We start from the raw sequence: 17,528 nt of genomic DNA, 5'->3' as shown, positions 1-17,528 counted from the left end.
GCCGCCTGCACCACGAACGAGGAACGATGAACGACACACCGCAGGGCCGGGTCCGCGCGCCCGAGCTCCGAGGCCGGGGCTGGCTGAACACCGGCGGCACCGACCTGACGCTGGCCGGGCTCCGCGGGAAGATCGTCGTCCTGGACTTCTGGACGTTCTGCTGCATCAACTGCCTGCACGTGCTGGACGAACTCCGGCCGCTGGAGGAGAAGTACGGCGACGTCCTGGTCATCATCGGCGTGCACTCGCCGAAGTTCGAGCACGAGCGCGACCCGGACGCGCTGGCCGCGGCCGTGGAGCGCTACGGCGTACCGCATCCGGTCCTCGATGATCCTGACCTGCTGATGTGGCAGCAGTACGCGGCGAAGGCCTGGCCGACGCTGGCGGTCGTCGACCCGGAGGGTTACCTGGTCGCGTCGATGGCCGGCGAGGGCCACGCGGAGGGCCTGGCTCGGCTGGTCGACGAGCTGATCGCCACGCACGACGCGAAGGGCACGCTGCGCCGCGGCGACAGCCCGTACGTGCCACCGGCCGAGGCCGAGACGCCGCTGCGCTTCCCGGGCAAGGCGGTCCCGCTGCCCAACGGCAACCTGCTGGTCAGCGACTCGGCCCGGCACTCGCTGGCCGAGGTCACGCCGGACGGCGACGTGGTCCGGCGGATCGGTACCGGCACGCGCGGCCGCTCCGACGACGCCCCGTCGTTCTCCGAGCCGCAGGGTCTGTGCCTGCTCCCGCCGCACACCGCGGAGGTGGCCGGCTACGACGTGGTCGTCGCCGACACGGTCAACCATCTGCTGCGCGGCGTACGGCTGGTGGACGGCACGGTCACCACGATCGCCGGCAGCGGCCGTCAGTGGCGGTCCGCGCCGGACGGTCACGCCCACGACGCGCTGGCCGTCGACCTCTCCTCGCCGTGGGACGTGGCCTGGTTCGACGGGAAGGTCATCGTCGCGATGGCCGGCATCCACCAGCTCTGGTGGTTCGACCCGATCAAACGCACCGCCGGGGTCTACGCCGGCACCACGGTCGAGGCGCTGCGCGACGGCCCGATTCCCGACGTCTGGATGGCCCAGCCGTCCGGTCTCGCCACGTCCGCCGACGGCACCCGCCTGTGGATCGCCGACAGCGAGACGTCCGCGCTGCGCTGGATCGCGAACGGCGAACTGCACACCGCCGTCGGTCAGGGCCTCTTCGACTTCGGCCACATGGACGGCCCGGCCGCGCAGGCGCTGCTGCAGCATCCGCTCGGCGTCTGCGCCCTCCCCGACGGCTCGGTGCTGATCGCCGACACCTACAACGGCGCCGTCCGCCGCTACTCCCCCGAGACCGACGAGGTCACCACGGTCGACCGTGGCCTCGCCGAGCCCAGCGACCTGGTCCTCACCGACGACGGCGCGGTTCTGGTGGTCGAGTCCGCCGCACACCGCCTGACCCGCCTCGCACCCGGCACCCTGAAGGCCGCCGGCGTCTCCGCGGACGGCACCCGCCACCGCACCGAGCGCCCCGCGACCCCCCTCGCCCCCGGCGACGCCACCCTCGACATCATCTTCACGCCCGCCCCGGGCCAGAAGCTCGACGAGACATTCGGCCCGTCCACCCGCCTCGTCGTCAGCGCCTCCCCACCGGAGCTGCTCCTCGACGGCGCCGGCACCACCACCGAGCTCTCCCGCACACTGCGTCTCAACCCCGACGTCCCCACCGGTGTGCTCCAGGTCGTGGCCCAGGCCGCCACCTGCGACGTCGACGCCGAACACGCCGCCTGCCACCTCACCCGGCAGGACTGGGGCGTCCCCATCACCATCACCCCCGGCGCCCCGTCCCGCCTACCGCTGATCCTGCGCGGCCTGGACGGCTGAAAAAACCTGTAAAGCGGATTTTCCCGCTTCCGGCGTGGTCCGGCCCGCACGCTCCCGCGGGCCAACCGCGCCGCCGGTTCCGACTCCGCTGGCGCTCCGCTCCACCCGCGGCGGCGGAGCCGGTCCCGCGGCGGCCGGGGAAAGAACCGCGACGTCCGTCGCAGCTCGGTGCCGCACGCGACTCACGTTCACACGCGGCAACGCGGAGGAGCCGGTACCGCCGCAACCGGAACGGACCCGCGAACTCCGCCGCAGCTCGGTGCCGCACGCGACTCACGTTCACACCGGAGAAGCCGGTACCGGACGTAGCCGGGAGAACCGCGACGCGCGTCGCAGCTCGGTGCCGCACGCGAATCGCGATTACACGTGGCGGCGGCGGAGCCGGTGGCGGTGCCGAATTCGTGAAGTCCGCCGCAGCTCGGCTTCCGCACGCGGCTGACGCGTGCGGCGGCAGCGCGTGATGCGGCCGTGGCCGGGCCGGAGCCGCAAACGTCGCCGCTGCTCAGCTTCCGCACGCGACTCGTCTCACATGCGGCATCCGTGGCCGGGCCCGTCATCGCTACTAGCATTGCGTCGCGTCTGCGCGGTCGCCGCTTGGTCGCCGATCTCGGGCGCTGCGCGCTCGATATTTCGGCATTTAGCCACCGCCCCTCGGTAGCCAGGTCAGGAGAAGGCGGCCAGGGAGATGTCGGCGTCGAGGAGGGAGGCGCGGACGCGGCGGGCGAGGTCGACGGCGCCAGGGGTGTCGCCGTGCAGGCAGATGGATTCGACGGGGCAGGCAATCACGGTGTCGTCGATCGCGACCACCGTGTGCTCGACCGCCATCCGGACCACCCGGTCGGCGACCGCGGCGGAGTTGTGAATGACCGCGTCCGGGTCGGTGCGTGGGACGAGGCGGCCGTCGGGCAGGTAGGCGCGGTCCGCGAAGCCCTCGCCGACCACCCGCAGCCCAGCCTCCGCGACCAGGCGGGCGAGCACCGAACCGGGCTGGCACAGCACCGGCAGCCCGGCGTCGTAGTCGGTGATCGCGTCGACCACGGCGCCCGCCTGCACCTCGTCGACCGCGGCGGTGTTGTAGAGCGCGCCGTGCGGCTTGACGTAGCGGACCCGGTCGCCGGCCACCCGGGCGAAGCCGTCGAGCGCCGCGATCTGATAGATGATCTCGTCGCGCAGGTCGGCGCGGGCGTACTCGATCCGGCGACGTCCGAAACCGGCCAGATCGCGGTAGCCGACCTGGGCGCCGATCGCCACGCCCCGGTCGGCCGCGGCGCCGCAGACCGCGCGCATGATGGACGGGTCGCCAGCGTGGAAGCCGCACGCGATGTTCGCCGAGGTCACCAGGTCGAGCAGCGCCTCGTCGTCGCCCAGTCTCCAGACGCCGAAGCCCTCACCGAGATCCGCATTGAGGTCCATGGCTCCGCACGGTAGTCGGCCGGGCGTAAACACTCCAAGCGGGTGAGCCGCTTCACTACTGCGAGGTAACCTACGGTGGCGTAACCTGGTTGTGTGACCACCGATGCCCCCGCTCGCCTCAAGCCGCTGGACCTCGGCAAACCCCGCCTGCGCGGCTGGTTGCACTTCTACGCGTTCTTCGTCGCCCTGGTCTGCGGCATCGTCCTCTGCTCACTCGCGCTGTCCCGGCCGGGCTGGACACCGGTGCTCAGCTGCGCCGTCTACAGCCTCACGGTCTGCGGCCTGTTCGGCACCAGCGCGCTCTACCATCGGCGCGTCTGGAGTCCGCGCGGCTACCAGATCATGCGCCGGATGGACCACTCGATGATCTTTGTGTTCATCGCCGGTACGTACACGCCGTTCTGCCTGTTGCTCCTGCCGGCGCCGAAGTCGGAGATCCTGCTCGGCATCGTCTGGGGTGGCGCGCTCCTCGGTGTGGCGCTCAAACTGGTCTGGCCGCATCTGCCGCGCTGGGTCGGCGCGCCGCTCTACATCGCACTCGGCTGGGTCGCGGTCGCGGTCCTGCCGGACATCCTGCACAAGGGCGGCGTCGCCGCGCTGGTGCTGCTGATCGTCGGCGGCGTGATGTACAGCATCGGCGCAGTGCTCTACGCGCTGCGCCGGCCGAACCCGTGGCCCACCGTTTTCGGCCACCACGAGTTCTTCCACGCCTGCACGCTGATCGCGGCCATCTGCCACCACATCGCCATCTACTTCGCGCTGTTCGCCTGATCCGGCACACGAAAAGGGGCCCGCGGCCGCGGGCCCCTTTTCTCGATGACCGGATTACAGCTGCTGACGGCGCACCCGGTACTGCTCCTCAACGACCCGGTCCTCGACCGGGGCGGCGACGGGCGGGGCCACGTGCGTGTGCGGCGGCGCGGTCGCCGGGTGCGGCGGCGCCGGGATGTGACCATCGGCAGTGGTTGCGACCGGGCGACGGCGGCTCTGCCAGAACCACACGGTCGTCGCGAGGCCCACGAGGCCGGCGAGGATGAGGACCCAGCCGACCACAGCGATGTCGATCCACCCCAGGTCGAACTCGATGGCGAACGCGAAGATCGCCCCCAGTGCGATGAGGAAGATGCTTGCTCCGAAACCCACTTTCCTCGCCCTCCTTGGCTGACGGCCGGCCCGGGGTGGCCGGCACATTGCCGAGTTCGTGGGACCGAGGCCTGGATGCCGACCCACGCTTGAGTGATGGCTTACCCACCCGTCACGCGTATCAATCAGGCAAGCTGTAGCGCGTGACGTCTCGAACCCTGGTCCTGCTCCGCCACGCCAAAGCCGACCGCCCGGACGGTATCGGCGACCTCGAACGCCCGCTGACCGAACGCGGTCACGCGGACGCGGCCGCCGCCGGAGCCTGGCTCGCCCACCACGGATACGCCCCCGACCTGGTGATCTGCTCGCCCGCGCGGCGCACCCGGCAGACCTGGCACGGCGTGGCGGTCGCGATGGCGGAGGCCTCGGCCGACGCGGGCGCTCCCACGGTCCGCTACGAGGCGGCTCTCTACGCGGAGGGCCACCACGCATTGCTCGCCGTGGTCAAGGCGGTGCCGGCGGAGACCTCGACCGTGCTGCTCGTCGGCCACAACCCGGACATCTCGCTGCTGTCCGCGATGCTCGACCCGGACGGCGCGAACGACTCGGACGGCCTGCGCACCAGCGGCCTGGCCGTGCACCGTTTCGACGGCGACTGGGCGTCGCTCGCCGCGGGTGGCGCCGCGACGGCCGGCTCGCACACGGCGCGGGGCTGAGCGCGGGCCTCGCCGCAGGCCGTCGAGAGCCGGCAACAACACCTAGCCGGGCGGTGCCGGTGGGTGCCGGATCTCCATCTCGGAGTCGGCGCCCAGCGGTGCGGCCGGGTGGGCCAGACGCGTCTCGTCGACCACGTCCATCGCCCCGCCCAGCGCGCGGGTACGCCGATCGTTCCAGTACCAGATGGTGATCAGCAACGCGGACGTGCCGGCCAGCATCAGCACCCAGCCGACCACGTTCAGGTCCAGCCATGCCGGCTCCACGTGAACCGCGAAGGCCAGAATGGCGCCGATTGCGATGAGGAAGATTCCCCCGCCAATGCCCATGTGCACTCCCCCGTGCCAGGAGATTTCAGGCTATATCGGCTAGGGCCCGTCGCATGGCGCTACCGCAAACAAGCAGCGGGGGTACACGTACCCCCGCTGCTTGTGAAAGACGATTTTAGAACTGGTCCTCCGGGACCTCCATGACGTCAAGCGTGGCGCCCTGCACGACGCGGCGGTCCGCGCCGACCCGGGGCAGCACCTCGTGGGCGAAGAACCGCGCGGCCGCCACCTTGCCCTCGTAGAACGCCCGGTCCACGGCCGAGACCTCACCGCCCAGCGCGCGCAGCGCGACGTCCGCCTGCTTCTGCAGCAACCACCCGACCACCACGTCGCCGAGCGCGAGCAGCACGCGGCGGGAGTGCAGACCGACCTTGTACAGCTCCTCGGGCTTGCCGCCCTGTGCCGCCGCGAGCCAGCCGGTGATCGCGCCGAGCATGGCCTGCAGCTCGCCGAGCGACTTGCCGAGCTGCAGCCGCTCCTCCTTGAGCCGGCCGTTGCCGCCCTCCGCCTCGATGAACGTCTGGATCTCGCCGGCCACCCGCATCAGTGACGCGCCGTTGTCCCGGACGATCTTGCGGAAGATCAGGTCGAGGCTCTGGATCGCGGTGGTGCCCTCGTAGAGCGTGTCGATCTTCGAGTCGCGGACGTACTGCTCGAGCGGGTAGTCCTGGAGGAAGCCGGAGCCGCCGAACGTCTGCAGCGACTCGTGCCCGAGCAGCTCGTACGCGCGCTCCGAGCCGACGCCCTTGACCAGCGGGAGCAGCAGGTCGTTGACCTTCTTGCCGACCGCGGCGGTCTCGGCGTCACCGGACGCCTCCGCCTTCGCGACCGTGTCCTGCCAGGTCGCGGTATAGAGCACGAGCGCGCGCAGGCCCTCCGCGTACGCCTTCTGCAGCATCAGCGACCGGCGTACGTCCGGGTGCTTGATGATCTCGACGCGCGGCGCGGTCTTGTCCGCCTGGCGGAGCAGGTCGGCGCCCTGCTGGCGGCTCTTCGCGTACTCCAGCGCGTTGAGGTAGCCGCTGGAGAGCGTGGCGATCGCCTTCGTGCCGACCATCATCCGCGCGTACTCGATGATCAGGAACATCTGGCGGATGCCCTCGTGCACGTCGCCGAGCAGCCAGCCCTTGGCCGGTGTGCCGTGCTCGCCGAACGTCAGCTCGCAGGTGTTGGAGACCTTGATCCCCATCTTGTGCTCGATGTTCGTGGCGTAGACGCCGTTGCGCTCGCCCAGCTCACCGGTCTCCGCGTCGAAGTGGAACTTCGGCACGATGAACAGCGACAGGCCCTTGGTGCCCGGCCCGCCCGCGCCCTCGACGCCGACCGGACGCGCCAGCACGTAGTGGATGATGTTGTCGGTCAGGTCGTGCTCGCCGGACGTGATGAACCGCTTGACGCCCTCGATGTGCCAGGAGCCGTCCGGCTGCGGTATCGCGCGGGCGCGTCCGGCGCCGACGTCCGAGCCGGCGTCCGGCTCGGTCAGCACCATGGTCGAGCCCCACTGCTTCTCGATGAACAGCTCGGCCCACTTCTTCTGCTCCTCGGTGCCCTCGACGTGCGCGATGTGCGCGAACGAGGGACCGGACGAGTACATCCAGAGCGGCGCGTTCGACCCGAGCACCATCTCGGCGATCGCCCACCAGACCGCGCGCGGTGCGGGCGTGCCGCCGAGCGCCTCCGGCAGATCCAGCCGCCAGAACTCGGCGCCCATCCACGCGGCGTAGGACTTCTTGAACGACTCGGGCAGCGGCGCGGTGTGCGTGGCCGGGTCGAAGACCGGCGGGTTGCGGTCGGCGTCGGCGTAACTGGCGCCGAGGTCCTCCTCAGCCAGCCGACGCATCTCGGTGAGGATGTCCCGGACCGTGTCGACGTCGAACTCGGCATACGGAGCGACGCCGAACGAGCGATCGGCGCCGAACACCTCGAACAGGTTGAACTCGAGGTCTCGCAGGTTGCTCTTGTAGTGACTCATGGGCGGCGGCCCCCGCTTCACGCTCGTTACCGGTCAGTAATAGGAGGGTATTACCGACGGGTAAGTACCGACAAGGCCGTCGTCGAAGTGACCACGGCCACACGCGCCGCACTATCGACCGTGATTCACCCTTTTTGCGGTGTTTCCCGAGTGACCTCATCCGACAGGTCAAGCCGCCGCGCCGAACGGACCGCAACCTGGGCCGAGTCCATCTCGTTGGCACGTTCAAAGCGCCGCTCGGCGTGGGGGCCGGGCCATCGTTGGGGAGGATGTCCATGCTGCTCAGCAACCTGCGGGACGCACTGCGCCAGATACGCCAGGAGCCGGACGGGTACGAGCACGGCTACATCGGCCGGCACCGCGCGCCGGAGGAGCCGGACGAGGCACCGACCACCATGCTTCCGCCGATCACCATCAGCACGCCGATCATTCCCGGCCCACTGCCGGTGCCGTCACCGCGCTCCGCACCCGCGACGTAGGGCCGCGGATCATGCCCCGGCGGCGCCGACCTCCCAGCTCGGCATGGCCGCGCTCGCGACGGGCCTGGGCCCGGTGTACTCCATCAGCACCAGCGCGATGTCGTCGTCCAACCGTCCGTGCACCCATTCGTGCAGCGCGGCCTCCAGCGACGCCAGTCCGTCACCGACCGTGCCGTGCCCGACCAGCTGCCAGGCGCGGTCGGCCGTCGGGAAGAACTCCCCCTCCCGGCGAGCCTCGCCGAGACCGTCCGTGAAGAGCAGCAACCGGTCGCCGGGCTCCAGCCGCTCCACCCGCGGCTGGGCCTCCGGCCGGAAACCCAGCGGGGGTACGGGCGCCGGCGGGTCCAGCGGGATCACCTTGCCGCGACGCAGCAGCAGCGGTGACGGATGTCCACAGTTCACGATGGTGAGCGTGCCGCCGCGCTCCTCGACCAACACCGCGGTCACGAAGTCCTCGTCGCCCACGCTGCGAGCCACCGCACGATCAAGATCTGCCACCACCGTACGGAGATCGCCGCGCTCGAACGCCACATGCCGGTACGACCCGAGCACGATGCTGGCGAGGCGGACCGCGTCCAGCCCTTTGCCGCGCACGTCGCCGATGATCATCCGTACCCCGTACGGGGTGTCCAGCGCCTCGTAGAGGTCGCCGCCGATGTCCGCGGCCGCGGTCGCCGAGATGTAACGACCGGCCACCGCGAGCATGCCCACGTGCGGCCCGATCGGGCGCAGCACCGCCTGCTGCGCGACCTGGGCCAGCTTGAACAGCTCGTCGATGCGGCGGGCCTGCCGGTCACGGATCGTCGCCACCGCGGCCGCGATGCCGGTGGACAGCCCCACACCGACCACATTGATCGCGGCCGGGAACGACGGGTCGGAGATCACGAACACGGCACCGACCACGGTGGCCAGTGCGCCGACGGTCAGCACCACCCGCCAGGACGCGAACGCCGCGGCCAGGAACGGCGCGGCCGCGACCAGGCCGACGTAGCTCGCGTTGGGACCGTCGGCCAGCTCGATCACCGAGACGAGTGCGAGCAGCGCGACAGCCGCGCCGAGGCCGGCGCGGGATCCTGGGCTGATCGGGCCGCGGCCCGCGAAGAAGCTGTGCATTGTTCCGGACCCAGCATGCCTGATCGACCGACGGGACTGCACCGACTTGCCCCCTAGTCTGATGCCGATTTGGCCGTCCGGTGGGGTGGTGGCGTCACCTGGTTGTCGCCCGATCGGGTCGCCCTTGTGGGGCGCATCCGCCTTTCCGACGCGTTCGGCGGCCCGGTAGGTTGCCGCGTTGCGCCGCAAGAGCAAGATGATCTGGTGTCGTCGGACCTTACCACCGAACTGATCGGCGCATTTCGCTGGAACGACCCGGGGCAGAACTTCCCGCACCTGGTCAGTGACCTTTCCGGCTGGTGGCGCTCACCCTCGATCCTGCACGCGCTGGGCCCGGCGCTGGCCGGGATGTTCGCGGCGGAGAAGCCGACCGTGGTAGTCGCGCCGGAGGTCACCGGCTTCATCGTCGGCCCGCTGGTCGCGATCGCGCTGGAGGTCGGCTTCGTCGAGGCGTACAAGGGTGGTCACTCGCCGGTCGCGGAGCCGATGACCTGGGCACAGGCCGCGCCGGACCACAAGGGCCGGCGACTGTCGCTCGGCGTGCGCACCCGCCAGCTGCGGCCCGGCGACCGCGCGCTGATCGTCGACGACTGGATCACCACGGGCGCCCAGTCCCGCGCACTCGGCGAGATCGTCACCGCGTGCGGCGCCGTCCCGGTCGGCACCGCCGCGATCGTCGCCGAGTGCACGCCGGACGTCGCGGCCGAATTACGCGTCCGCAGCCTGCTCCGCGCCGAACAGCTTTAGGCTTTTTGCGCGTTATCTCATTCGTTGGGTCATCTGCAGAAGACGCTGCGTGACCGACCGATGTGGACGATGATCTTCGAGTCGTTATCGATCTCCACGAATCGGTTGCCGCCATGCGCCACGCCCTGCCCCGCTCGCTCACCACGTACCCCGGCCGCTTCGCCGCGCTGCTCACCGGCCCCGACCACCCACTGGCCGACGCCGCGCGACTCGTCGAGCAGACCGTCTTCGAGACCGAGTTCGGCCTGGACGCCGACACCATGAAGGCCGAATACAGCGGGTACGACGCCGCCAGCCGCTTCATCGTCGTGCTCGACCAGGCCCGCCGCCGGGCCGCCGGCGTCATCCGGCTGATCGACGAGTCACCGGCCGGCCTGAAGACGCTGAACGACGCGCCGGCCCACATCGGCGGCACCGTCGACGACATCCGCGCCCACCACCGGATGACCGACGGCCGCCGCGCCGTGGACGTCGCCACGCTCGCCGTCCTGCCGGAGTACCGTGGCGCCCATTCGGTCCTGGTCAGCACGCTGCTCTACCGCACGCTCTACCGTGTCTTCCACCGGGACGGCATCACGCACGTGGTCGCCATGATCGACGAACCCGCGTATCGCAACCTCCGGCGGATCGGCACCCCGTTCGTACCGATGCTGGGCTCCTCACCCTTCGCCTATCTCGGCTCCGCCGAGAACCGCGCGCTCTACGGCGACTTCCGCGAGTTCGGCCCGGCCATCACGCGCAACGCGGCGGCGCTGCGCCACCGGGCCCGGGCCTCCGTTTCCGATCTTCTACATCCACGCCGGCTGCTGCTCCGCCGGATCGCCGCCCGCGTCGCCACCTCCATCGTCACCGGCGAGGGCCTGGACCACCGGATCCATCTCTGACCAGAGCGCCCATCCGCCTCCCTCGCCATCGTTGTAGGCTTCGCCGCGTTCCCGCCTCAGCTGACTTCCGATCGCCTCTGCCCGCACGCTGGCGGGGCAGAGCCGGCCCACGCCTTCGGTCCGTGTTCGCCGCCGACCGCGTCAGCGCAATGGCGATGTGGTCCCCGAGACCTCGACGAGGCCTTCTACCCAGCGCTGGTGATTGGCGAGCAGTGAACGGCGGAGTCGTCCGGCTCTCAGCCGGGCGACGGGCCCGGTCTGGACCTCCTCGGTCACCACCACGCAACCCCCGTCCGCCGTGGGGGTGAGAATCCAGCGGTGGTAGCCCGCGGCGCCGGGTCCGGTACCGCGCCAGGCGAGGCGGCGGGCCGGTGCAAACTCGCTGACCTGTGTCCTCACCCGGACGCCGAGCGTTCTCCAGGTGAAGTGGGAGGTCGCCGTCAGGACCGCACCACCACCGCGGATCTCGACCTGCCGAGCGCCGGAATACCACTGCGGCCAGTCGGGCGCGGCGACGAGCGCGGGCCAGAGCTGCTCCGCCGCGAGCGAGGTACGGATCTCGTTGCGGGTGTAGACCGGTGCCGTCCGGGGATCGAACTCCGCCGGCCAGCCATCAACCACGTCCATGGAAACCTCCGTCGCCTAACACTTGTTCGGCGACCGTACCAGGCATCGCCTAACGACTGATAGGCTTCGAGGGTGAGCGAGAAGCGCCGGCCGGTGAACCCGCGCGGTCAGGGCGGGCGGCTGCGCCAGGAAATCCTCGACGCCGCCGTCGTGCTGCTGGGCCGGGCCGGCAGCGAAGACGGTGTGACACTGCGGGATATCGCGCGTCAGGCCGGAATCGCCGCACCATCCATCTACTCGCATTTCACCGACCGGGCCGCCGTCATCGACGCCGTCGTGGTCGAGTCCTTCGCCGAGCTGAAGGCAGTCGCCCATACCGCCGCGGACGGCGTGGACTCCCCCGCCGATCGGCTGCGGGCACTGTGCGCCGCTTACGTGCGCTTCGGCCGGGAACAGCCCGGCCGGTACCGAATCCTGTTCGAGGCATCCCAGCAGGAGGCCGCGAAGCGCCAGCCCGCCGCCAACGGCGCCGCAGCCTTCGCCGGCCTCACCGCCGCGCTGGCCGACTGCGTCGCCGACGGCTCATCCTCCAGCACCGACCCCACCCTGGACGCCACCACCCTCTGGCTCGCCCTGCACGGCCTGGTCGTCCTGCCCCGCGCAACCCCCGCCTTCGCCTGGCCCGCCACCGAGGCCCTCCTCGACCGCATCATCCTCACCACGGCCCACCTCACCGGCCCTCCCGAACGAGCCCCGGCCACTACGTAACGCCATACCGATCGGTTCGCCGCACCACTGGCTCGACGCGGGCCGCGACGGGCTCCCCGCACCCAGATCAGGGCAGTCGTTTCGTACCGCCGGCTGTCTCTGACCTTGAAGCCTTTGCCCTGCTCAGCTCCGCCGCCCCCGCAACGCAACGACTGAATGGCAGGACGCCTCGTCGCAGCGCACTCCGGCCTCGATGTCGTCACGGATACCGCGTGCGCCCTGCTGATGCAGACGCTCTCCGCTGTCTCGACGCTCTCGCTGAGAGCCCACCGACGCGAAACGTGGGCAGCCCTTGGCAAGGGCCGCTACGGGGGCACGGTCAGATCTTCAGAAGATCTACGTCGTAGAGGCTCATCGCCGCGTCGCGGGAGGCGAGGGTGAGCCCTTCGGCTGCTGCTTGAGCGATGAGCATCCGGTCGAACGGATCGCGGTGATGCGGCGGCAGCCGACCCGCCACGATCGCGTGTGCGTAGGTGACGGGCAACTCGCGGAAGCCGGCATCGCGGATTCGCTCGGCCAGGTCAGCCGGCCCGGTGAGCTTGCCGATGGCCTGCTTGATGGTGATCTCCCACAGGCTGACCGGAGAGAGGTAGACGTCCGGGTCGTGGCGCAGCCGGTCGAGGATGTCTTCACCTAGGGTCGCGTCGCCGGTGATGGCCCAGAGCACCACGTGAGTGTCCAGGAGAAGGCTCATCCACCGATCCCGAAGTCGTCGGCGATCGCCGCATTGGTCTCCGGCGAGTCCCAGTCTCCAGAGAGATCGACCTGTCCGGCCAGGGACCCGATGGCGGTGCGGTTGACGCGGCGCACCAGAGGGATCACCTTCGCCACGGGTGTGCCGGCCCGGTCAATGATGATCTCCTCACCGTTCGCCACCCGCTCGATGATCTTCGACAGGTGAGTCTTCGCCTCATGCATGTTGAAGTGCACTGCCTCGGCGGACATCGCATCACCCCCGTGCTTAGCTAACCGGCTAGTCCGCACTGTACCCGGCCAACTCTCCCGGCGTCGAAGGCTGGAAGCGTCGCCCGCACATACCGGCACGCCTCACGCCCGGCACGTCCTGGTCGACGCGACCGGCAAGGCGGTGCAGGCACCCGTCGGACGACCAACAGCTTGGAAACCGCACAGGACTCCGCCGGTACTGGCTGCCACGACGGATCGAGCCAGTCACGAGTGGCCTGACGTGGCCTCCACGCGCCCGGCTTAATGGCCCGCCAATGGCCCGGATTCACCGGTCTCAAGCTCTCGCCGCCAAGCGGCAACACGGGCGAGCAGAGCCTCAGCCTCCAGCGCGTCGACGCCGTACTCGGCGAAATCCTCCGGGTCGAAGCGTTCGACGTAGCGCAGCATCCTGCCGAACATGACACGGTCGAAGCCTGCGTCAACAGTCTCCGCGAGCTGGCACAGCCGCTCAAGCGGGTAGTGCCCGCCACCGATCGCCGCATCAATATCGAGAAAGTCTCGCGCGGCGGCCCGGTTGTACAACGCGTCCATCTTGCCGGCCATGACATCGTCAGGACTCAACCCGATGCTGCCCACTCGGGACATCCGGATCCGTCAGGTACAGGCGAGCGAACGTCTCGGTCCGATGCTCGACCTCGACGGCAAACCCGGCGGCCGCGTAGCCGGCGACGACCTCGTCGACCGCAGCCGGATAGTCCGCACGTCGCTGCCAGTCGGCGAACAGGTCGACATCCTCGCTCGGCCGCTGCAAGATGCCGTGCGCGGCTATGGCGTGCCCACCTGCAAGCGCAAATCCGTAGGCGCCACCCGCACGCAACCCGATCTCGGCAAGACGCTTACCGCGAGCCAACCGGCGCGCGTACATCCTCCGCGCTCATGATGACGATCTCCTCGCCCTCAATCAGGCCACCCAAACGATAGCCCTCACCCACCCACAGATGACGGCCCGAGACACAGATCGCCCCCGAAGGGGCACGGCGGGGGCACGGAAGCCCCCAACCCGCCTGATTCCGCGGACCGCGCGCCGACCTGCCCAACGCGACCACCAAGACCGCCGGGTCTGGGGGCTCGGCCCCCAGGGGAAATGCGAGGAGCCCCCGGCGCTTCTCAGCGAGCAGAGGGCTCCCAGCGATCGAGCGGGTGACGGGAATCGAACCCGCACTGTCAGCTTGGGAACCATACAAGATCAGCTTGTTCGTGGCTGTTGCCGCTGCTCGCTGGTGCAGTGGGTGGCCTGGAGTATCCCCCGGCTACCTGGGCTCATGGCACGCTAATGGCACGACGCAACGCTGCCTGGTCAGGCTTTGGGGTGGATTCTCCGATCATCGCTGACGTGGTGTCCGATCGGTGCTTTTGTTCCGGCTGACGTCCGTGTATCCAGGTTGGATGGATGTCGATGTTGCTCAGACTGCTGCTGCGGTGCTGCCGTATGTGACCGGTGCGGTTGCCGCGTATGGGGTCAGTACGTTGGAGAAGGTTCGTAGCACGGTGGTTGATCAGGCGGCGGATGCCACTGTCGGGCTCGGGCACCGGTTGCTAAACCGGATCCTTCGACGGGATGAGTCCCGCGAGGTCATCGAGGGCGCGATCGTGGACGTTGCCGCTGGCGAGCCGGACAGCGAGGAGGCGTTGCGGTTGCAGATCCGTAAGGCACTCGCCGCTGATCCCGAACTCGCGCGGGACGTCCTCGGGATGCTGCCGGCCGGGACGGTCGCCGTAAACGCGTCCGGCGAACGGTCGGTGGCGGCGCAGACAATCAGCGGCACCGTGATCACCGGCGACAACAACACCCGGTGAGCGGTCCGGCAGCTTCCGGCGATCGTTCGGTCGCCGCTGAGGCTATTTACGGCACGGTCAGTACCGGCGATCATGCCAGGATCGTAAGCCTGTCTCCGGGAGCGTTCCCGGAGCCAGGTCAGGTTCCGACGCCGGTCGGGTTGTGGAATGTGCCGCGCCGCCCGTCGCGGGTGTTCGTCGGCCGCGACACGGTTATGGACCAAGTCGCCACGCTGGTCGAGCCAGGCGTGTCTGGAGTGATCGGGCAGAGCGTGGCCGGCCTTGGCGGGGTCGGCAAGACCGAAGTAGCCCTTCACCACGTCTATCAATGCCGGAAGCGGTATGCGGGCGTGTGGTGGGTTACTGCTGATACCCCCGCGAACCTGACCAAGGGCTTGGCTGCGTTGTCTCGTCGGCTCGTCCCCGCAACGGTGGTGTTGCCGGATGAGCAGGCCGAGGCGTGGGCGATTGCCTGGCTGCATCAGCATGACGGTTGGCTGCTTGTGCTGGACAACGTCGATGAACCTGAGCACGTGCTACCACTGCTGAGCGGGGTGACGGCGGGATCGGTGCTGGTCACGACACGCCGCGATCTCGAATGGCAGGAACACGGCCTGGCCCTGATCCGCCTTGGCGTCCTCACCAAGGCGGAAGCCGTACAGATGCTACGTGAGCGCACTGGTCAGGATGACCACGAGGCTGCCAGTGCAATCGCCGCCGAGCTGGGATGCTTGCCTCTTGCTTTGGAACAGGCGGCTGCTTTCATCAACCATCACCGCATTCCGATAGCCGAGTACCGGGACCGGCTGAGTAAGCAGACCGGCGCTTTGCTGGCCGGGATAGCGCCAGGCCGGGATACGCAGCGTGCTGTGTCACGAGTCTGGGAAATTACCCTCGACGCTCTGGCCGCGAACCGCGCCGCTGTCGAGATTCTGCGGGTGCTGGCATGGTTCGCCCCCGATGATGTCCCCCGCGACTTGATTACCATACTCACCGAGAACCAGACGACCGCTGACCTTGCTCTTGGCCTACTCGCCTCATACAGCATGATCACCCTCGACACCGACACGGTCAGCATGCACCGGCTCGTACAGGCCGTACTACGCCTCACCCCTGCCGACGGCAAAAACACCGAAACCCATAGCAACCACGCAATAAACGTGCTGAGTGCCACCCACCCGGATGATCCTCAAGATCCTGCTGGATGGCCTCGTTGGCGTAAGCTACTGCCCCACATCACCGCGCTTGCTGATCACCTGGCCGACAGCACCGATACCACGCTCGGCTTGCTACTGAACGAGGCCGCTGTGTTCGAGAGGTTGCAGGGCCTCTACCGGCAAGCCAAAGCCCATAGCACCCAATCCCTGGCTATCACCGAGACCGCGCTGGGCCCCGACCACCCCGACGTCGCCATCCGCCTCGGCAACCTCGCCACCAGCTTCTACACCCTGGGACGCGCCGCCGACGCGGTCCCCCTACAACAACGCGCCCTCACCATTACCGAGACCGCCCTCGGCCCCGACCACCCCCGCGTCGCCATCAGCCTCGGCAACCTCGCCTCCAGCTACCGCGAACTCGGCCGACCCGCCGAGGCGGTCCCCCTGGAAAAGCGCGCCCTGGCCATCACAGAGACCGCCCTCGGCCCCGACCACCCCCGCGTCGCCATCCGCCTCGGCAACCTCGCCTCCAGCTACCGCGAACTCGGCCGACCCGCCGAGGCGGTCCCCCTGGAAAAGCGCGCCCTGGCCATCACAGAGACCGCCCTCGGCCCCGACCACCCCCGCGTCGCCATCCGCCTCGGCAACCTCGCCACCAGCTTCTACACCCTGGGACGCGCCGCCGACGCGGTCCCCCTACAACAACGCGCCCTCACCATCACTCAGACCGCCCTCGGCCCCGACCACCCCGACGTCGCCATCAGCCTCGGCAACCTCGCCTCCAGCTACCGCGAACTCGGCCGACCCGCCGAGGCGGTCCCCCTGGAAAAGCGCGCCCTGGCCATCACAGAGACCGCCCTCGGCCCCGACCACCCCCGCGTCGCCATCCGCCTCGGCAACCTCGCCACCAGCTTCTACACCCTGGGACGCGCCGCCGACGCGGTCCCCCTACAACAACGCGCCCTCACCATCACTCAGACCGCCCTCGGCCCCGACCACCCCGACGTCGCCATCAGCCTCGGCAACCTCGCCACCAGCTTCTACACCCTGGGACGCGCCGCCGACGCGGTCCCCCTACAACAACGCGCCCTCACCATCACTCAGACCGCCCTCGGCCCCGACCACCCCGACGTCGCCATCAGCCTCGGCAACCTCGCCTCCAGCTACCGCGAACTCGGCCGACCCGCCGAGGCGGTCCCCCTGGAAAAGCGCGCCCTGGCCATCACAGAGACCGCCCTCGGCCCCGACCACCCCCGCGTCGCCATCCGCCTCGGCAACCTCGCCACCAGCTTCTACACCCTGGGACGCGCCGCCGACGCGGTCCCCCTACAACAACGCGCCCTCACCATCACTCAGACCGCCCTCGGCCCCGACCACCCCGACGTCGCCATCCGCCTCGGCAACCTCGCCACCAGCTTCTACACCCTGGGACGTGTCGCCGACGCGGTCTTGTTCTGCCGCAGGGCTACTGCGATCGCCGATCGGGCGTTGCCGGACGGTCATCCCACCAGAGAGTCACTCCACGCATTCCTAGGACATCTCCAGCAACAAGCCAGCAATGCGGAGGAGAGCGGGTGACGGAATCGAACCCGCGTACTCAGCTTGGAAACCGCACAAGATCTGGAGCCAAAGACTTCCCACCCCAGCTCACGAAGGCCGCGACCGGCCTGGAGTGATACTCAATTGTCTGAGTTGACGGCACGC

The 17,528-nt window shown here is 69.4% G+C and carries 19 protein-coding genes; 9 read left to right on the top strand and 10 right to left on the bottom strand.

Annotation, left to right across the window (positions count from 1 at the left end; genetic code table 11):
• The first annotated feature begins 26 nt into the window (after nt 1-26).
• On the top strand, nt 27-1,856 hold the full coding sequence (locus J2S42_RS22630) for an NHL domain-containing thioredoxin family protein (RefSeq protein WP_307242184.1): 1,830 nt from the start codon (nt 27-29) through the stop codon (nt 1,854-1,856).
• A 663-nt stretch (nt 1,857-2,519) separates the two neighbouring features.
• On the opposite strand, the gene J2S42_RS22625 is transcribed toward J2S42_RS22630, so the two are convergent.
• On the bottom strand, nt 2,520-3,269 hold the full coding sequence (locus J2S42_RS22625) for a LamB/YcsF family protein (RefSeq protein WP_307242182.1): 750 nt from the start codon (nt 3,267-3,269) through the stop codon (nt 2,520-2,522).
• Nucleotides 3,270-3,362: 93 nt separating this feature from the next.
• Here J2S42_RS22625 and trhA point away from each other — a divergent pair, with 93 nt between their 5' ends.
• Nucleotides 3,363-4,040 carry a PAQR family membrane homeostasis protein TrhA gene (gene trhA / locus J2S42_RS22620; RefSeq protein WP_307242180.1) on the top strand — a complete coding sequence of 226 codons (678 nt, stop codon included), beginning with the start codon at nt 3,363-3,365 and terminating at the stop codon, nt 4,038-4,040.
• 54 nt (nt 4,041-4,094) lie between these two features.
• On the opposite strand, the gene J2S42_RS22615 is transcribed toward trhA, so the two are convergent.
• A complete protein-coding gene (locus tag J2S42_RS22615) occupies nt 4,095-4,412 on the bottom strand; it encodes a DUF6458 family protein (RefSeq protein ID WP_307242178.1) in 318 nt (105 codons plus the stop codon).
• A 143-nt stretch (nt 4,413-4,555) separates the two neighbouring features.
• Between J2S42_RS22615 and J2S42_RS22610 the strand changes: the two genes are divergently transcribed.
• Nucleotides 4,556-5,068, top strand: a complete 513-nt coding sequence (locus J2S42_RS22610) for a SixA phosphatase family protein (protein WP_307242176.1) — start codon at nt 4,556-4,558, stop codon at nt 5,066-5,068.
• Nucleotides 5,069-5,110: 42 nt separating this feature from the next.
• Here J2S42_RS22610 and J2S42_RS22605 read toward each other — a convergent pair whose 3' ends face one another.
• Together J2S42_RS22605 and J2S42_RS22600 are read right to left on the bottom strand one after the other, a co-directional pair.
• Nucleotides 5,111-5,395, bottom strand: coding sequence for a DUF6458 family protein (locus J2S42_RS22605; protein ID WP_307242174.1), 285 nt, complete (start codon nt 5,393-5,395; stop codon nt 5,111-5,113).
• A 115-nt stretch (nt 5,396-5,510) separates the two neighbouring features.
• On the bottom strand, nt 5,511-7,367 hold the full coding sequence (locus tag J2S42_RS22600; protein WP_307242172.1) for an acyl-CoA dehydrogenase: 1,857 nt from the start codon (nt 7,365-7,367) through the stop codon (nt 5,511-5,513).
• A gap of 269 nt (nt 7,368-7,636) precedes the next feature.
• On the opposite strand from J2S42_RS22600, the gene J2S42_RS22595 reads away from it, so the two are divergent.
• On the top strand, nt 7,637-7,846 hold the full coding sequence (locus J2S42_RS22595) for a hypothetical protein (protein ID WP_307242170.1): 210 nt from the start codon (nt 7,637-7,639) through the stop codon (nt 7,844-7,846).
• Nucleotides 7,847-7,855: 9 nt separating this feature from the next.
• Here J2S42_RS22595 and J2S42_RS22590 read toward each other — a convergent pair whose 3' ends face one another.
• On the bottom strand, nt 7,856-8,959 hold the full coding sequence (locus J2S42_RS22590) for a PP2C family protein-serine/threonine phosphatase (RefSeq protein WP_307242168.1): 1,104 nt from the start codon (nt 8,957-8,959) through the stop codon (nt 7,856-7,858).
• Between the two features lie 204 nt (nt 8,960-9,163).
• Between J2S42_RS22590 and J2S42_RS22585 the strand changes: the two genes are divergently transcribed.
• Both J2S42_RS22585 and J2S42_RS22580 read left to right on the top strand, forming a co-directional pair.
• The gene (locus J2S42_RS22585; RefSeq protein ID WP_307242166.1) at nt 9,164-9,706 is read left to right on the top strand and encodes a phosphoribosyltransferase family protein; all 543 of its coding nucleotides are present in this window, start codon (nt 9,164-9,166) and stop codon (nt 9,704-9,706) included.
• A gap of 113 nt (nt 9,707-9,819) precedes the next feature.
• Complete coding sequence (locus tag J2S42_RS22580; RefSeq protein WP_307242165.1) at nt 9,820-10,590, top strand: GNAT family N-acyltransferase; 771 nt, start codon at nt 9,820-9,822, stop codon at nt 10,588-10,590.
• 141 nt (nt 10,591-10,731) lie between these two features.
• On the opposite strand, the gene J2S42_RS22575 is transcribed toward J2S42_RS22580, so the two are convergent.
• A complete protein-coding gene (locus tag J2S42_RS22575; protein ID WP_307242163.1) occupies nt 10,732-11,217 on the bottom strand; it encodes an SRPBCC family protein in 486 nt (161 codons plus the stop codon).
• Nucleotides 11,218-11,289: 72 nt separating this feature from the next.
• Here J2S42_RS22575 and J2S42_RS22570 point away from each other — a divergent pair, with 72 nt between their 5' ends.
• Nucleotides 11,290-11,925: a TetR/AcrR family transcriptional regulator gene (locus J2S42_RS22570; protein ID WP_307242162.1), complete on the top strand. Its 636-nt coding sequence runs from the start codon at nt 11,290-11,292 to the stop codon at nt 11,923-11,925.
• 319 nt (nt 11,926-12,244) lie between these two features.
• Here the strand turns inward: J2S42_RS22570 and J2S42_RS22565 are convergent, their stop codons facing one another.
• The 4 genes from J2S42_RS22565 to J2S42_RS22550 form a co-directional block, all read right to left on the bottom strand.
• Nucleotides 12,245-12,619: a type II toxin-antitoxin system VapC family toxin gene (locus J2S42_RS22565; RefSeq protein ID WP_307242160.1), complete on the bottom strand. Its 375-nt coding sequence runs from the start codon at nt 12,617-12,619 to the stop codon at nt 12,245-12,247.
• Nucleotides 12,616-12,870 (bottom strand): type II toxin-antitoxin system Phd/YefM family antitoxin, encoded by a 255-nt coding sequence (locus J2S42_RS22560; RefSeq protein WP_306836312.1) that lies wholly within the window; start codon nt 12,868-12,870, stop codon nt 12,616-12,618. Before J2S42_RS22560 ends, J2S42_RS22565 begins: the two co-directional genes overlap by 4 nt.
• A gap of 261 nt (nt 12,871-13,131) precedes the next feature.
• A complete protein-coding gene (locus J2S42_RS22555) occupies nt 13,132-13,467 on the bottom strand; it encodes a nucleotidyl transferase AbiEii/AbiGii toxin family protein (protein WP_307242159.1) in 336 nt (111 codons plus the stop codon).
• Entirely contained in the window at nt 13,442-13,756 is a 315-nt protein-coding gene (locus J2S42_RS22550; protein ID WP_307242157.1) for a nucleotidyl transferase AbiEii/AbiGii toxin family protein, read from the bottom strand. The genes J2S42_RS22555 and J2S42_RS22550 overlap by 26 nt, the downstream gene beginning before the upstream one ends.
• 521 nt (nt 13,757-14,277) lie before the next feature.
• On the opposite strand from J2S42_RS22550, the gene J2S42_RS22545 reads away from it, so the two are divergent.
• Nucleotides 14,278-14,688, top strand: coding sequence for a hypothetical protein (locus J2S42_RS22545; RefSeq protein WP_307242155.1), 411 nt, complete (start codon nt 14,278-14,280; stop codon nt 14,686-14,688).
• Nucleotides 14,685-17,402, top strand: a complete 2,718-nt coding sequence (locus J2S42_RS22540) for a tetratricopeptide repeat protein (protein ID WP_307242153.1) — start codon at nt 14,685-14,687, stop codon at nt 17,400-17,402. Before J2S42_RS22545 ends, J2S42_RS22540 begins: the two co-directional genes overlap by 4 nt.
• Nucleotides 17,403-17,528: the final 126 nt, after the last annotated feature.

It is taken from the genome of Catenuloplanes indicus, assembly GCF_030813715.1.
Taxonomy (GTDB): domain Bacteria; phylum Actinomycetota; class Actinomycetes; order Mycobacteriales; family Micromonosporaceae; genus Catenuloplanes; species Catenuloplanes indicus.
Note: the sequence above shows the minus strand (reverse complement) of the source record. Positions and strands in the feature narration are given on the sequence as shown.

Bases quoted from the DNA above. Each gene is read 5' to 3' on its own strand.
- J2S42_RS22630 (WP_307242184.1), top strand. From the start codon at position 27: ATGAACGACACACCGCAGGGCCGGGTCCGCGCGCCCGAGCTCCGAGGC.
- J2S42_RS22625 (WP_307242182.1), bottom strand. From the start codon at position 3,269: ATGGACCTCAATGCGGATCTCGGTGAGGGCTTCGGCGTCTGGAGACTG.
- J2S42_RS22605 (WP_307242174.1), bottom strand. From the start codon at position 5,395: ATGGGCATTGGCGGGGGAATCTTCCTCATCGCAATCGGCGCCATTCTG.
- J2S42_RS22600 (WP_307242172.1), bottom strand. From the start codon at position 7,367: ATGAGTCACTACAAGAGCAACCTGCGAGACCTCGAGTTCAACCTGTTC.
- J2S42_RS22595 (WP_307242170.1), top strand. From the start codon at position 7,637: ATGTCCATGCTGCTCAGCAACCTGCGGGACGCACTGCGCCAGATACGC.
- J2S42_RS22590 (WP_307242168.1), bottom strand. From the start codon at position 8,959: ATGCACAGCTTCTTCGCGGGCCGCGGCCCGATCAGCCCAGGATCCCGC.
- J2S42_RS22580 (WP_307242165.1), top strand. From the start codon at position 9,820: ATGCGCCACGCCCTGCCCCGCTCGCTCACCACGTACCCCGGCCGCTTC.
- J2S42_RS22575 (WP_307242163.1), bottom strand. From the start codon at position 11,217: ATGGACGTGGTTGATGGCTGGCCGGCGGAGTTCGATCCCCGGACGGCA.
- J2S42_RS22565 (WP_307242160.1), bottom strand. From the start codon at position 12,619: ATGAGCCTTCTCCTGGACACTCACGTGGTGCTCTGGGCCATCACCGGC.
- J2S42_RS22560 (WP_306836312.1), bottom strand. From the start codon at position 12,870: ATGTCCGCCGAGGCAGTGCACTTCAACATGCATGAGGCGAAGACTCAC.
- J2S42_RS22550 (WP_307242157.1), bottom strand. From the start codon at position 13,756: ATGTACGCGCGCCGGTTGGCTCGCGGTAAGCGTCTTGCCGAGATCGGG.
- J2S42_RS22545 (WP_307242155.1), top strand. From the start codon at position 14,278: ATGGATGTCGATGTTGCTCAGACTGCTGCTGCGGTGCTGCCGTATGTG.